Source organism: Photobacterium halotolerans DSM 18316, assembly GCF_000425165.1.
Lineage (GTDB): Bacteria > Pseudomonadota > Gammaproteobacteria > Enterobacterales > Vibrionaceae > Photobacterium > Photobacterium halotolerans.
In genome coordinates, this window is the sequence record NZ_AULG01000023.1 from 70704 (window position 1) to 85102 (window position 14399).

The window sequence follows — 14399 nt, forward strand, 5'->3', positions numbered from 1 at the left end:
TGGCTGGCGATCGGGCTGGTTGTTATTCCCATCCGGACGCACTATGTTGTTGATATACCCCAATATCCATGACACGGCTGTGCTTAGCCAGAATGCGGCATATTTGAAAGGGCTGAGGTTAACGCTTGTCGCGCGTAGGGTCGTTTTGTATTTGAACGATAAACAACAAAGATTAATTCAATATGGCTGATATGAAAATAACGTCCAGGCCGGGTTTGCGCCAGGCGGTCACAGAACTTTGGCAATTTGTACAGTATTTGTACCGCCGCATCGATCATGATCGCCTGACGGTCACGGCCGGCTCTATGGCCTATGTGACGCTGCTGTCGCTGGTGCCCATGATCACTGTGGTGCTGTCAGCACTGTCGAGCTTTCCTGTGTTTGCCTCGCTGGGCGATCAGCTGCAGGCCTTTGTGTTTGAGAATTTTGTGCCGACCGCCGGGGACGTGGTGCAAAACTACCTCAATCAGTTTGTCGCTAATGCCGGCAAAATGACGGCCGTGGGGATCGGGGCCTTGTTTGTGGTCGCCATTCTGCTGATATCCGCCATTGATAAGTCACTGAATTATATTTTCCGGGTTCGCCAGCACCGCCGTGTGGTGATCTCCTTCTCGATTTACTGGATGGTGCTGACCTTAGGCCCGATTCTGGTCGGCTCCAGTCTGGCGATCAGCTCTTATCTGGCTTCGCTGAATATCTTGGGCAGCGAAACCGTGAACGGCTTTGTACAGCAGCTGTTGCGCGGTCTGCCTGTTCTGATGTCGACCCTGGCCTTTCTGGGCCTGTATATGCTGGTGCCTAACACCAAAGTCCGGTTGCGTAATGCGCTGATAGGTGCTCTGATTGCCAGTGCCCTGTTTGAGCTGAGCAAGAAAGCCTTTGCGCTTTACATCACCAATTTTCCGTCTTACCAGCTGATATACGGCGCACTGGCTGTGGTACCGATTTTGTTTGTGTGGGTGTACCTGTGCTGGTGTATTGTATTGCTGGGCGCGGAAATCACCGCCAGCTTGTGTGAAGAGCAGCATTGGCGTGTGCGGACAAAAACACCGCACGGCTCAGGTGTGGGTGGCAAACAGCCTCTGGCCTCAGTGGATGCTGAGCTTGAAAAGGCGCAGGCATCCGGTGCTGAGCAAACGGCAGAACAACAGCAAACCATGAAAACGTACAAGGATACAAAATGATTGCGCTGATACAGCGAGTGAGTGAAGCCAGTGTCACCGTCGATGGCAAAGTGACCGGCGCTATTGGTAAGGGGTTACTGGTTTTACTCGGGGTAGAGAAAGGTGACGATGAAGCAAAAGCCCGTCGGCTGCGCGATAGAGTGCTGGGCTACCGGGTGTTTGAGGATGATGCCGGTAAAATGAATCTCAATGTGCAGCAGGCGGGGGGCAGCGTGCTGGTCGTCTCGCAGTTCACGCTGGCCGCCGATACTAACAGCGGTATGCGCCCGAGTTTTTCGACCGGGGCACACCCGGCGGACGCCGAGCGCTTGTACGATTATTTTGTGGCGGCCTGCCAGGAAAGTGCGATCCGTACCGAAACGGGTATCTTTGCCGCCGATATGAAAGTGGCGCTTCTTAATGATGGTCCTGTCACTTTCTGGCTGCAGTGCTAGCCTTGATGCTATAGCGTGAACAAGATGGCTACCTGAAAAACAGCAGCCGTTTGCGCAGCAATGCAGACCAGCAGGCGGAGCGTGTGAGTGCGCAAATGGAATTGAATGACTGGAGAAGGACGCTATGTTTCGATTGATCACCCCGCAAACTGAGGCGGAACTGGCCCGTTATTTTGACTTTCGCTGGCGGATGTTGCGCCAGCCCTGGCATATGCCGGCGGGATCAGAACGCGATGCCTATGACGCCCTGAGTTGTCATCGGATGATAGTTGACGATGACGGCCAGCCGGTGGCGATTGGCCGGCTGTATATGACGCCGGAAAATGACGGTCAGATCCGCTATATGGCGGTCGATCCCAATTACCGCAATAAAGGCATGGGCGGCTTGCTGCTGATGGCACTGGAATCGCTGGCCCGGCAGGAAGGTGCCAAGCGGCTGGTCTGTAATGCCCGCGAAGAAGCCATCCGCTTTTATCAGATCAACGGCTTTGCCAATCAGGGGGAATTGAGTGAGGAACGCGGCCCGGTTCGTCATCAGCAGATGCTGAAATACCTGGATCCGTTAACCGAAGTGGTGCGCCATCCGGACTGGTGCCAGGAGCTGCAGGATGTCTGGCAGTCTCATATTCCGATCAGTGAAAAAATGGGCGTCAAAATCAGCCAGTACACAGGTTACCGGTTTGAAGTCAGTGCGGTACTGAATGCCAACCTCAACCCGAGGGCGACCATGTTTGCCGGCAGTATTTTTACCATGGCAACGCTGGCCGGCTGGGGATTTCTCTGGATGTTGCTGAAAGAGCGCCAGCTGGAGGCCGATATCATGCTGGTTGACAGCCACATTCGTTATTCTGCGCCGGTTAAATCGCGCCCTCGCGCCGTCGCGGGCGTGGAAACCCTCACCGGCGATCTGGACCGGATCGCCAATGGCCGTAAAGGGCGGATGGTGGTGGAAGTGCAGGTGTTCAGCGATGAATCCCATGCTGCGACCTTCACCGGAACCTATATGCTGTTTCGCTCGCAAGACAAGACTGAAATGTCCTGCTGATGATTGTGCCAGCGTTTGCTGAGCTGCTGGCAGCCATCGCTGGCGTTGAGCCGGAGATCACGCTCGGACGGGGTCGCCAGATCCCATTCTCCCTGTAACTCTGCTGTGAGCTGCTGGCCCTGCAGGGTCAGCGGCTGCATGGTAATGCGTCCCCGATCCGCCTGCAGCTTTAGCGGGCTCAGCGTGACCGGCAACTTGGCGGGGGGCTTACCGCTACTGAGTGGAGTCACCGCCAGTGTTGTACTATTCTGCCAGCTCTGCAGCAGCGAGGCTTCGCTTTGGGTCAGGGACTGCTGGCGGAAGGCCGCATTGAGGTGGCCGTCCAAACTGTAAGCCAGCCCGCGGTGAAACTGCCCCAGGCCACTTGCCTGGGCGCTGATATCCATCTTTCCCTGCAGCGGGAGCGGCAGTCCTAACCAGTGGCTCAGCATCTGCGACGGCAGGCTGTCGCCGGTCAGAGACAGTGTCCAGGGCCAGCCCGCTTCGCTGAGCCGGATGTCGGCGCGGCCTTCTAACAGACCCTCTTCAATCGGCAGGTTTAACCGCGTGATTTGCCAGTGTCCGGCCTGGCTGCTCATGGTCAGCAGCGGATCGTGGAGGGTGATTTGGCGGAGATGGGTGAAACCGGCGCTGGCATTGAGTTCACCCTGCCACAGTCCGGGTTGTCCCTGACGCAACAACACCAGCCCGGTGCCGTCCAGATTGATATCGCTGATCTGAAAAGGCAGCGGCGCATAGGTGCCGGTCAGCTGGCTGTAGCCGACAGAGAGCTGATCCACGGTCAGCGAGTCCAGCTGGTGCCACCATTGTTCGAACTGTTCCTGCAAAGGTGTCTGCGGGGCGCTGTCGTGCATCAGCCAGGCCTGGATCGCTTCGGGCAGTACCCAGCGAATACCCTTGAGCTCCAGCTGATGCAGCAACATGGCTTCGGGCGTCAGGGTGGCCTCAGCGCGCAGGTAGCCTTCAAGCATACGGGCCGAAAAGCCGTTCAGGCTGATCTGCTCCGGGGTGAAGTGCAGCTCAGTCAGGGGGGCGTCCAGCAGCAGGTCATGCCAGCGCAGCGTATCGGCCCCCAGCGACAGACGGGCATCCTGCTGTTGCCACAGCGTGCCGGGCCAGTGCCAGTTTTCAAGCGCCAGATTCGCATGGTTGGCGCTGTATTCTTCGTGCTCCAGGCTGCTGTCGAGGATATCCAGACGGCGTAAATCTACGCTCAGCCCGGACTCGTTCGCCTGTGCGCTCAGATCCAATAAGGTTTGGATCGGGAAATCTTGGTCTATCTTCAGGCCATTGGCAGTGAGCTGGTGGATGATCAGTTTGTGCGCGTCGGTCTGATATTCGGCCTGGCCGTGGAAGCGGGCACCTTGCCAGTTCAATGACAAACCGTACACAGTCCAGGTCCGGGCATCGCGCTCCCCGTCAATGAGCACCTGCTGCAGTGACTGCCCGTGCCAGCTGGCCTGTTCGGCTGACAGGCGAAAGTCCCCGTTGAAGTCTCCCCAGCCTTGCGCATTGTTTTGCCAGTTGTCGAGTTCGAGGCGGGCGTTATCCAGCTGCAGTCCGGGCACAGACAGTGTCAGTTTGGTCACAGCCAGACGGCGGGCGTGGAGCCGCCCGCTTTCCAGCCCGGTGGCCGGTAGCCGGTCAAGATTGACGCCTTGGATCAACAGGCTGTCAAAATGCCAGCCCCGCTGATAGAAAGAGACGGGTGACAGCCAGAGATCAAGCTGCTCAGCGGCTAGGACGGGCGCATTGTGTTGCGGCCAGCGGGGCTGGAGTAGGCGGACATGAAACGGATCGCTGTGCAGTGAATATTGCACACCGGCCACCTGGGCTCCTGTATAGCCGGTTTCCCTTAAGAGTGTGTTCACCAGAGCGGCGCTGTGGCGGGTATGCAGCAGAATGACAATAATGGTTGCTGCCATCAGCAGCAGGATAACCAGGGTAGCCAGAATTTTTGCCAAGAAACGCATGCCGAACTCCATATCAGCCGCCAAACCATGTTTAGGCCGCTGCCGGGCAATCGGGCGGTGATGAAAGTCGTGGGAAAAAGGCATGGTCAGGTCGGTGTAAAAAGAGTGAAGGAAATGCGGCTGCTTGGCAAGGAATGCGGCTGATTTTTGTCGGCTATTTAGCGTTTAGCCAAGCTTGTTGCACGAGTGTGCGACTGGTTCAGAGACAAGCAAGCCCTGCTGTGCAGGGCTTGACCGGTTTGACTGCGCATTTTAGTCCAGCTGAGGACCTGCGGCCACCAATGCGGCGCCTTGTGCGTTATCTGTGTATTTCTCGAAGTTGTTAATGAACAGCTTGGCCAGATCGATGGCTTTGGCTTGCCATTCCGCTTCGCTGGTATAGGTATCGCGCGGATCGAGAATCTCAGGATTCACGCCCGGCAAGGCCGTCGGCACGGTCAGATTGAAAATAGGCACTTGCTTGGTTTCAGCGTTTTCAATCGAACCGTCGAGAATGGCATCAATAATGGCACGGGTATCTTTGATAGAGATACGCTTGCCTGTACCGTTCCAGCCAGTGTTGACCAGATAGGCTTCAGCGCCTGCCGCTTCCATACGTTTGACCAGCACTTCCGCATATTTAGTCGGGTGCAGACTCAGGAAGGCATTACCAAAACAGGCCGAGAAGGTCGGTGTGGGTTCAGTAATGCCACGTTCGGTGCCAGCCAGTTTCGCGGTAAAGCCAGACAAAAAGTGGTACTTGGTCTGCTCAGGCGTCAGCTTGGAGACTGGAGGCAGCACACCGAAGGCGTCGGCCGAGAGGAAAATCACCTTGTTGGCATGGCCACCGCGGGACACCGGTTTCACTATGTTATCAATGTGGTACAGCGGATAGGATACCCGGGTGTTTTCGGTTTTGGACCCGTCGTCGAAATCTATGGTGCCGTCATCGCGAACGGTTACGTTTTCCAGCAGAGCGTCACGGCGGATCGCCTGATAGATGTCCGGTTCGGCTTCTTTCGACAGCTTAATGGTTTTGGCGTAGCAGCCACCTTCGAAGTTGAAGACCCCGTTGTCGTCCCAGCCATGCTCGTCATCACCAATCAGTTTGCGTTTAGGATCGGTAGACAGGGTGGTTTTACCTGTGCCGGACAGACCAAAGAACACGGCAACATCGCCATTTTCTCCCTGATTCGCCGAGCAGTGCATGGAGGCAATATCCTGCAGCGGCAGAAAGTAGTTCATCATAGAGAACATGCCTTTCTTCATCTCGCCGCCGTACCAGGTACCCCCGATCAGCTGCATGCGCTCTGTCAGGTTGAACACGGTGAAGTTTTCCGAGTGCATGCCGTGCTGCTGCCATTTGTCATTGGTGCATTTGGCACCGTTCATCACCACAAAGTCGGGTGTGAAGGTGGCCAGCTCTTCGTCACTCGGACGGATGAACATGTTCTTCACAAAGTGTGCCTGCCAGGCCACTTCAGTGATCACCCGAATACACAAACGGGTGTCCGGGTTCGCGCCACAGTAACCGTCGACCACGAACAACCGCTTGCCGGAGAGCTGATTGGCGACCAGGGCTTTCAGATCGTTCCAGACTTCTGCACTGAGCGGCTTGTTATCATTGCTGCCCTGATCTGACCACCACAGGGTATCGCGGGTGGTGTCGTCTTTCACTATGTACTTATCTTTTGGAGAACGACCGGTAAAGATGCCTGTGTCCACAGAGACAGCGCCCAGCTCCGTCACTACGCCTTTTTCATAACCTTCCAGACCGGGTCTGGTTTCTTCCTCAAAAAGCACTTCGTAGGAAGGATTACGAAGGACTTCTTTTACGTTATGGATACCGTACTGAGATAAATCCAGCTGTTGGTTGACCTTTTCATCTTCGGCGTGCATGACTGTCATTAGCGACTCCTTGGGGGGTAAGAGGTAGTTAGGCTGTCTTTTTTTACCCTGCGTACAGGGAGGTAACTTTTATAGTAACCACTTACAAAATGTGGTTACTTACTAGTATTTTTATCTGTACCTAGCCTAATTTTACCCTGTCTGGAAAGGTTTATGCCAGTGTAAGTGATTAATATTCCTTGCCAATTAAGCATGAATAAGCTGTGCTTGCATTTCAGAAAGCAGCATAAAAGTGTGGGGAAGTTAAAAAAAAAGCCAGCATGTAGCTGGCTTATGTAATTTACTTTCAGTCTTAATAATGGCTGAAAATTAATGCAGCTGCGAATTGTCTGCTTCTGAGCCGGTTTCGAACAGGCTGGTAATATCAAAACTGTCGAAATCGTAGCTGGTACCACAGTAGTCACAATGCAGTGAGACTTTGCCTTCTTCATGCAAAATACGTTCTACTTCATGGCGATCCAGCAGTTTAATGGCACCGGCGCTGCGCTCGCGGGAGCAGCCGCAGTGGAAAACCACCGGCTGCGGATCGAAGAGTTTCACTTTCTCCTGGTGGTACAGGCGGTATAACACGTCCTGAGCAGGCAGGCCGAACAGCTCTTCATTCTTCACTGTCTCTGTTAACTGTTCCAGGTGCTCAAAGTCGCTGGCATCGCCTTTGCCATCAGGCAGGATCTGCAGCAGCATCCCCGCGGCTTTGGCCTGGCCGCCGGCCTCACCGGTGCGCAGCCAGATCCGGGTCGCTAATTGTTCTGAATTGGCAAAGTAGCTTTCCAGACACGCCGCAAGCGTGTCGCCTTCCAGGCCGACCACGCCCTGGTAGCGTTCACCCTGGTTCGGCGTAATGGTAATGATCATCTGGCCCTTGCCCATCAGATCGTGGATGTTGCCGTCCGCAGCCAGTTCGCCGTCCCAGCGTGCGACACCGCGCATCTGCTGGTTGTGATCGCCATTAATCACAGCCAGTTTCACAGGGCCGTCACCTTGCAGTTGTACCGTGATGGAGCCCTCGAATTTCAGAGTGGCAGTCAGCAGGCTGGTGGCAACCAGTAATTCGCCCAGTAGTGTCTGCAAAGGCGCAGGGTAGGCCTTGCTGGCAATAATGTGCTGGTAGGTCTCGGTGAGCTGTACGAGTTCACCGCGAACAGACACATCGTCAAACAGGTAACGGTAAAGATTATCGCTGGTCATGATTTGGTTTTCTCCGGCACTCACTGTCAGTGATTGCTTTTAAACTTAAGTATATCGCGTCGCTGCTTTTTATCCGGGCGCTTGTCCGGGTGCGGATTGTGCGAATTGAGCTTGCGCATTTGTGCCTGTTGCTCGCGCTGAGTCAGGCTGGCTGCTGTTTCCTGATAAAGGGTTTGGGCCTCCGGGGCGCCACGGCGCGTACCGGACACTTTGAGGACAGTGACGGTTTTTTCCTCATTGCCCTGCCGAAGTTTGATTTCGGCCCCCAGCTCGACAAGCTTGCTGGGTTTGGACCGCTGGCCGTTATAGTGCACTTTTCCGCCGTCGATCATGTTTCGCGCGATCGAGCGGGTTTTGTAGAAGCGGGCAGCCCACAGCCATTTGTCCAGACGCACTTCTGTTGTATCGGATTCGGAGGGTTGCCGACTCATAAAATAGGCTCCTTACCCAAACGGGCGCTAAAAATATCACAATGGAAATGCTGCGTCAGCTGCATAGGCTGTTTCCCTGCCGGATCGTTTCTGAGCCAAGGTGATGGTCATCCGGGTAAGCCGCAGATCACCGGCTTCACATTCTGGCTAACGGCCCGAAAAGCCAGGGGAAAGTCCCACAGGTTTTGGTTCGTTCTGACACCCTGCATGTGCAGCGTTGGGTTTTGCCGTCATGGGAAGAGAGTCTTAGACCTTGTTTCGTTGCACAAAAAGTCAGCGTTACAGGTACACAGTAGTTATTAAATGGTGATGCCGGATCGCAAATTCAACAATCAATGGGAATTTCCTCACACGAAATAACACACTGCTAAATGAGTAGTATTTTTTCAGTGAGTGGGTTTGCTATATTAACCTGTCATGCAACAAGATGAGCGTCGGGATTGTGCTAAGCAAAAATCCGCTTGAAATAACCGGAACTCAATCCGGGCTTTTCTTGTCATATTATTGATTACAAAGCGTCATGAGGCAGAAAACAGCAAATGGATGTAGCTAGGGTAACAATGCACTGGCGTCAGGCAGTGACGGCAAAACGTATGCCCTCAATGCAGTCTCTGACCCGAATCGTGACCTGGTGTCTGGTGGTTGTTCTGGCCTGGATGCTGGGGCGTCTTGTGTGGTCGGCATTGCAGCCGGTAGAAGCGCCACCGGCCTGGCAGGCCCCCAGCATTCAGTCTGGCGGGACCAATCAGCAGGGGCTGCAAGTCTCTGAATTGCTGACGCTGGAGCTGTTTGGCCGCTATCGGGCGGATGCCCCTAAGGTGATTCCTCAGCAACCGGTCAAACAGGATGCGCCAGAGACTAAACTTAACCTGACACTGGTTGGGGTGGTTGCCAGTAGCAACCCGCAAACCAGTCTGGCCGTAATCACCAACCGGGGTAAGCAAAATACCTATGGTTTGAATGAAGCCATTGACGGCACGCGCGCGACTTTGCAGGGTGTGTTTGTCGATCGGGTCATTATCCGGAATAACGGGCGCGATGAGACCCTGATGCTGGATGGACAGAAGTTTGGTCAGAATGGCTCTCAGGGGGCCGCCCCTTCTGCTGCACCGGTTGCACGGCAGGCCCCCGAGCCGACCGTACAGCCTGATGCTGCCGAGTCTGAGGGAGCCGGAGACGATCTGGCACAGATAAAACAAGAAATCATGGAGAAGCCGCAGAACCTCTTCTCGTACATCCGTTTATCGCAGGTAAAGCAGGATGATGAGCTGATCGGTTATCGGGTTAATCCTGGGAAAAACCGTGTGCTTTTTGATGCCGTCGGGCTGCAGCCGGAAGATCTGGCAGTGAGCCTTAACGGTAATGATTTGAAGGACCCGACCGTGATGGCACGGTTGTGGACTGAGCTGTCCTCTGCCACTGAGCTGACATTAACAGTAGAGCGTGACGGGCAGTTACATGACATATTGATAGAGCTGCAATAGCGGCACGAATACATTGCGTACATACGCAGGAGTTTTTTGTGAAAAAATGGATGGGTAAGGGCACCCTGTGGCTGGCGGCCAGCTTGCTGTCGACTCCCCTGATGGCAAGTGAATTCAGCGCCAGTTTCAAAGGAACTGATATTCAAGAGTTTATCAACATTGTTGGACGTAATCTGCAGAAAACTATCATTGTAGATCCCTCTGTCAGAGGGCAGGTGAATGTCCGCAGCTACGATCTGCTGAACGACGAACAGTATTACCAGTTTTTCCTCAACGTACTGGAAGTGTATGGGTTTGCCGTCGTCGAAATGGAAAACGGCATACTGAAAGTTATCCGTGACAAAGACGCGAAAATTTCCTCTATTCCTGTGGTTGACAGCAAAACCCAGGCGCAGGGTGACGAAGTGGTGACCCGGGTGGTGGCGGTACGCAATGTCTCCGTCAGGGAGCTGTCTCCTCTGTTGCGTCAGCTCAACGATAACGCAGGCGCGGGGAACGTGGTGCACTATGATCCGGCCAACATCATCATGATTACCGGTCGTGCTGCTGTGGTGAACCGTCTGGCGGATATCATTGAGCGGGTTGACCGGGCCGGCGATAAAGAAATCGATGTGGTCGAACTCAATAATGCCTCGGCCGCAGAGATGGTGCGCATTGTCGATGCCCTGAACAAGTCGGCCGATGCCAAGTCGACGCCTGAGTTCCTGCAGCCTAAATTAGTCGCGGATGAACGCACTAACTCTGTGCTGCTGTCCGGCGATCCGAAAGTGCGTGAGCGCCTGAAGCGCCTGATACGCCAGTTAGATAAAGAAATGGCGAGCTCAGGCAATAACCGTGTCGTTTACCTCAAATACGCCAACGCCGAAGAGCTGGTCGATGTACTCAAAGGGGTGTCAGACAACCTGCAGGCTGAAAAGCAGGGTAATGGCCAGGCTGTCGCCGCCGCGCCGAAAAATGACGTGATGATCGCCGCGCACGCCGACACCAATGCCCTGATCCTGACGGCGCCGCCGGATATCATGCGTGCGCTGGAAAATATTATTGCCCAGCTCGACATCCGCCGAGCTCAGGTACTGATTGAGGCGATGATCGTTGAATTGTCTGAAGGGGCCGGGATTAACTTCGGTATTCAGTACGGTTCGAGAGAAAACGGGATAGTGCAGTTCAATAACTCGAATGTGCCGGTCGGACAATATCTGATTGGCCTGGAAGAGGCGCAGGATACTACCCGGACCGAGCAGCGTTTTGATAACAATAACAATCTGGTTGACGTGGAAGTCACCGAAAGCGGCGATTTTACAACGCTGGGTCAGGTGCTTTCCGGGGCCAATGGTGCGGTGCTGGGCCTGATCATGGGTGACTGGACCATGCTGGTCAATGCCGTGGCCACAGATCGTGAATCCAACATCCTGTCCTCGCCCAGTATTACCGTGATGGACAATGGCGAGGCCTCGTTCATTGTCGGTGAGGAAGTGCCGGTGGTGACAGGCTCGACGGCCAGCTCCAATAACGATAACCCCTTCCAGACCGTGGAACGTAAAGAAGTGGGTATCAAGCTCAAAGTGACCCCGCAGATTAACGAAGGAGATTCCGTCCAGCTCAAGATTGAGCAGGAAGTCTCTAACGTGCTGGGCGCCAACGGCGCGGTTGACGTACGTTTCTCCAAGCGGCAACTCACCACCTCTGTGATGATTCAGGATGGACAGATGATTGCCCTGGGCGGCCTGATCCAGGACGAGACCAACGAGAATGAATCCAAGATCCCGATCCTTGGCGATATTCCAATTCTTGGCCACCTGTTTAAATCCAACAATACCAGCAAGGGCAGAACCAACCTGATGGTATTTATCAAGCCGACCATTATCCGTGATGGCGTGACCGCAGATGGTATTACCCAGCGTAAGTACAACTATATCCGGGCTGAGCAGCTGTATAAGGCCGATGAAGGCCTGCGTCTGATGCCGGAGAGCAAAAGCCCGGTATTGCCGAGATATGGCGAAGATATTTCTCTGCCCCCTGAAGTACGGGCATTTGTCTCCCGTCTGGAGGAGAAGTGATGGACACGCTGCGCCCGGCCGATCTGGTGCAGTTCCGTTTGCCGTTTTCTTTCGCCAAGCGTCATAAAGTGGTGCTTGAAACGGGAGAACACGGCAGGGTGCTTTATCATAACGGCCCGCTGAAAGCGGTGGTGCTGGCGGAAGTACGCCGGGTGTCAGGCCGCAGTTTCCGCGTGGAAGCGCTGGAGCCGGATGCCTTTGAACAAAGGCTGACCGATGCCTATCAGCGTGATTCGTCGGAAGCACGTCAGTTGATGGAAGATCTGGGCTCTGACAGTGATGACTTTTTCTCGCTGGCTGAAGAGTTGCCCCAAACCGAAGATCTGCTGGAATCGGAAGATGACGCGCCAATCATCAAGCTGATCAATGCCATGCTGGCCGAAGCGATCAAGGAAGGGGCTTCGGATATCCATATCGAGACTTTTGAGAAAACCTTGTCGATTCGCTTTCGCGTCGATGGCGTGCTGCGCGAGGTGCTGACGCCGAGCCGCAAGCTGGCGCCGCTTCTGGTCTCCCGGATTAAAGTCATGGCCCGGCTGGATATTGCCGAGAAACGTGTGCCTCAGGATGGCCGTATTTCGTTGCGTATCGGCGGCCGGGCGGTGGATGTGCGGGTGTCAACCATGCCGTCCTCGCACGGCGAGCGTGTCGTATTGCGTTTGCTGGATAAAAATGCGACCCGGCTGGATTTACACAGCCTGGGCATGACGCCCCGTATTCATAAAAGTTTCCAGTACCTGATTGCCCGTCCGCACGGCATCATACTCGTGACAGGCCCGACCGGTTCGGGTAAATCGACCACTTTATATGCCGGCCTGCAGGAGCTGAACAGCCATGAGCGCAATATACTGACGGTCGAAGATCCGATTGAATTTGATATCGATGGCATAGGTCAGACTCAGGTGAATACCAAAGTGGACATGACCTTTGCCCGCGGGTTGCGAGCGATTTTGCGTCAGGACCCGGATGTGGTGATGGTCGGTGAGATCCGTGACCTGGAAACCGCCTCTATTGCGGTGCAGGCCTCCCTGACCGGCCACATGGTGATGTCGACTCTGCACACCAACACCGCGATTGGGGCGGTGACCCGTCTGCGCGATATGGGCATCGAGCCTTTCCTGGTCTCTTCCTCTTTGCTGGGGGTACTGGCGCAACGTCTGGTACGGACACTGTGCCCTCATTGCCGCGATCCTTATCAGGCTGACAGTGAACAGAAAAAGCTGTTTGATGTGCCGGAATATGAGTCATTGACCCTCTACCATGCGGTCGGTTGCGAGCATTGTAATAACAAAGGCTATCGTGGCCGGACCGGGATTCACGAATTGCTGCTGGTGGACGAACAGGTACAGGAGCTGATCCATGCCGATGCCGGCGAGCAGGCGATAGAGAAAGTGATCCGCCAGCACACCCCGAGTATCCGCGATGACGGTCTGGCCAAAGTCCGCCAGGGTATCACCACGCTTGAAGAAGTGATGCGAGTGACCAGGGAGGGCTGATGGCAGCATTTGAATATAAGGCCCTGGATACCAAAGGACGCCAGAAAAAAGGCGTCATGGAAGCCGACACAGCCCGCCAGCTTCGCCAGCAACTGCGCGAGCAGGGATTGATCCCGGTTGAAGTCAGCCAGAGTCACGAGCGTGAAAAGCGCAAGGCCGGCGGGCGGATTGCGTTTCGCCGCGGGATCAGCACCAATGAGTTGTCCCTGCTGACCCGTCAGCTGGCGACCCTGGTGCAGGCGGGGATGCCGTTAGAAGAATGTTTGCGCGCGGTGGCTGAGCAGAGCGAAAAAGTCCGTCTGAAAAACATGATGCTGGCGGTGCGCTCAAGAGTGGTTGAAGGCTACACCCTGGCAGACAGCATGGCGGAATTTCCCCATATTTTTGATCAGCTGTTTCGGGCCATGGTCTCGGCCGGGGAAAAATCCGGCCATCTCGATACCGTGCTCAACCGTCTGGCCGATTACACTGAAAATCGGCAGAAAATGCGCAGCAAGCTGCAGCAAGCGCTGATTTACCCGACCATGCTGACCCTGGTCGCTGTGTCTGTGGTGGCTTTTTTGCTGGCCACTGTGGTGCCGAAAATTGTGGATCAGTTTGTCCATATGGGGCAGGAATTACCGCAGATCACTCAGGTATTACTGGCCGCCAGTAACTTTGTTCAGCACTGGGGGCTGGCCGTCGTGCTGCTCATCATGCTGCTGATTGTTGGTATCCGGATGGCATTGCGTCGTCCGGATCTGCGGCTGCGCTGGGACAGGCGGATGATGGGCGTTCCTGTTATCGGTAAAGTGGCGCGTGGCCTGAATACATCCCGTTTCGCCCGCACGCTGTCGATTTGTACTTCCAGTGCCATTCCTTTGCTTGAAGGAATGAAGGTGGCCTCTCAGGTCATGACCAATACCTGGGTGAATCAGGAAATCCTTGAGGCGGCCGATAAGGTCAGGGAAGGCGCCAGCCTGCGCGTCTCACTGGAACAGACTAAGCTGTTTCCGCCCATGATGCTCCACATGATAGCCAGTGGTGAGCGCAGTGGCGAGCTGGAGCAGATGCTGACCCGGGCGGCAGATAATCAGGACAGAGATTTCGAATCTTTGGTCAACATGGCACTGGGGGTGTTTGAGCCCCTTTTGATTGTAGTAATGGCTGGGGTGGTGATGTTTATCGTCATCGCGACTCTGATGCCAATCATTGCCCTGAATAACATGGTGGGCATGTAG

At 54.9% G+C, this 14399-nt stretch carries 11 protein-coding genes; 7 read left to right on the forward strand and 4 right to left on the reverse strand.

Annotated features, from left to right (window positions below):
* Positions 1-191 precede the first annotated feature (191 nt).
* The 3 genes from H511_RS22750 to H511_RS0106205 all read left to right on the forward strand — a co-directional run bounded on the left by H511_RS22750 (position 192) and on the right by H511_RS0106205 (position 2663).
* Complete coding sequence (locus H511_RS22750; protein ID WP_237582889.1) at positions 192-1184, forward strand: virulence factor BrkB family protein; 993 nt, start codon at positions 192-194, stop codon at positions 1182-1184.
* Complete coding sequence (gene dtd, locus H511_RS0106200) at positions 1181-1618, forward strand: D-aminoacyl-tRNA deacylase (protein WP_027251518.1); 438 nt, start codon at positions 1181-1183, stop codon at positions 1616-1618. Before H511_RS22750 ends, dtd begins: the two co-directional genes overlap by 4 nt.
* A 124-nt stretch (positions 1619-1742) precedes the next feature.
* Positions 1743-2663 (forward strand): bifunctional GNAT family N-acetyltransferase/hotdog fold thioesterase, encoded by a 921-nt coding sequence (locus H511_RS0106205; protein WP_027251519.1) that lies wholly within the window; start codon positions 1743-1745, stop codon positions 2661-2663.
* Here the strand turns inward: H511_RS0106205 and H511_RS0106210 are convergent.
* The 4 genes from H511_RS0106210 to hslR form a co-directional block, all read right to left on the reverse strand.
* Positions 2618-4636, reverse strand: a complete 2019-nt coding sequence (locus H511_RS0106210; protein WP_027251520.1) for an AsmA family protein — start codon at positions 4634-4636, stop codon at positions 2618-2620. The two genes, H511_RS0106205 and H511_RS0106210, sit on opposite strands and share 46 nt — an antisense overlap.
* Before the next feature lie 252 nt (positions 4637-4888).
* Complete coding sequence (gene pckA, locus H511_RS0106215) at positions 4889-6523, reverse strand: phosphoenolpyruvate carboxykinase (ATP) (RefSeq protein ID WP_027251521.1); 1635 nt, start codon at positions 6521-6523, stop codon at positions 4889-4891.
* A 309-nt stretch (positions 6524-6832) separates the two neighbouring features.
* Complete coding sequence (gene hslO, locus H511_RS0106220; protein WP_027251522.1) at positions 6833-7711, reverse strand: Hsp33 family molecular chaperone HslO; 879 nt, start codon at positions 7709-7711, stop codon at positions 6833-6835.
* A gap of 26 nt (positions 7712-7737) precedes the next feature.
* Positions 7738-8142 carry a ribosome-associated heat shock protein Hsp15 gene (gene hslR, locus H511_RS0106225; RefSeq protein ID WP_036758979.1) on the reverse strand — a complete coding sequence of 135 codons (405 nt, stop codon included), beginning with the start codon at positions 8140-8142 and terminating at the stop codon, positions 7738-7740.
* 539 nt (positions 8143-8681) lie between these two features.
* Here hslR and gspC point away from each other — a divergent pair.
* From gspC to gspF, 4 genes are read left to right on the forward strand one after another with little or no spacing between them, the layout of a single operon-like run.
* Positions 8682-9626 carry a type II secretion system protein GspC gene (gene gspC / locus H511_RS0106230; protein ID WP_237582885.1) on the forward strand — a complete coding sequence of 315 codons (945 nt, stop codon included), beginning with the start codon at positions 8682-8684 and terminating at the stop codon, positions 9624-9626.
* A gap of 38 nt (positions 9627-9664) precedes the next feature.
* On the forward strand, positions 9665-11683 hold the full coding sequence (gene gspD, locus H511_RS0106235) for a type II secretion system secretin GspD (RefSeq protein WP_027251525.1): 2019 nt from the start codon (positions 9665-9667) through the stop codon (positions 11681-11683).
* Positions 11683-13179, forward strand: a complete 1497-nt coding sequence (gspE, locus tag H511_RS0106240; RefSeq protein WP_081669207.1) for a type II secretion system ATPase GspE — start codon at positions 11683-11685, stop codon at positions 13177-13179. Before gspD ends, gspE begins: the two co-directional genes overlap by 1 nt.
* Complete coding sequence (gene gspF, locus H511_RS0106245; protein ID WP_027251527.1) at positions 13179-14399, forward strand: type II secretion system inner membrane protein GspF; 1221 nt, start codon at positions 13179-13181, stop codon at positions 14397-14399. Before gspE ends, gspF begins: the two co-directional genes overlap by 1 nt.

What these genes read in the sequence shown, in the direction of transcription:
- hslO (WP_027251522.1), bottom strand. Translation starts at nt 7,711, where the DNA reads ATGACCAGCGATAATCTTTACCGTTACCTGTTTGACGATGTGTCTGTT.
- gspF (WP_027251527.1), top strand. Translation starts at nt 13,179, where the DNA reads ATGGCAGCATTTGAATATAAGGCCCTGGATACCAAAGGACGCCAGAAA.
- H511_RS0106205 (WP_027251519.1), top strand. Translation starts at nt 1,743, where the DNA reads ATGTTTCGATTGATCACCCCGCAAACTGAGGCGGAACTGGCCCGTTAT.
- gspE (WP_081669207.1), top strand. Translation starts at nt 11,683, where the DNA reads ATGGACACGCTGCGCCCGGCCGATCTGGTGCAGTTCCGTTTGCCGTTT.
- pckA (WP_027251521.1), bottom strand. Translation starts at nt 6,523, where the DNA reads ATGACAGTCATGCACGCCGAAGATGAAAAGGTCAACCAACAGCTGGAT.
- dtd (WP_027251518.1), top strand. Translation starts at nt 1,181, where the DNA reads ATGATTGCGCTGATACAGCGAGTGAGTGAAGCCAGTGTCACCGTCGAT.
- H511_RS22750 (WP_237582889.1), top strand. Translation starts at nt 192, where the DNA reads ATGAAAATAACGTCCAGGCCGGGTTTGCGCCAGGCGGTCACAGAACTT.
- hslR (WP_036758979.1), bottom strand. Translation starts at nt 8,142, where the DNA reads ATGAGTCGGCAACCCTCCGAATCCGATACAACAGAAGTGCGTCTGGAC.
- gspC (WP_237582885.1), top strand. Translation starts at nt 8,682, where the DNA reads ATGGATGTAGCTAGGGTAACAATGCACTGGCGTCAGGCAGTGACGGCA.
- H511_RS0106210 (WP_027251520.1), bottom strand. Translation starts at nt 4,636, where the DNA reads ATGCGTTTCTTGGCAAAAATTCTGGCTACCCTGGTTATCCTGCTGCTG.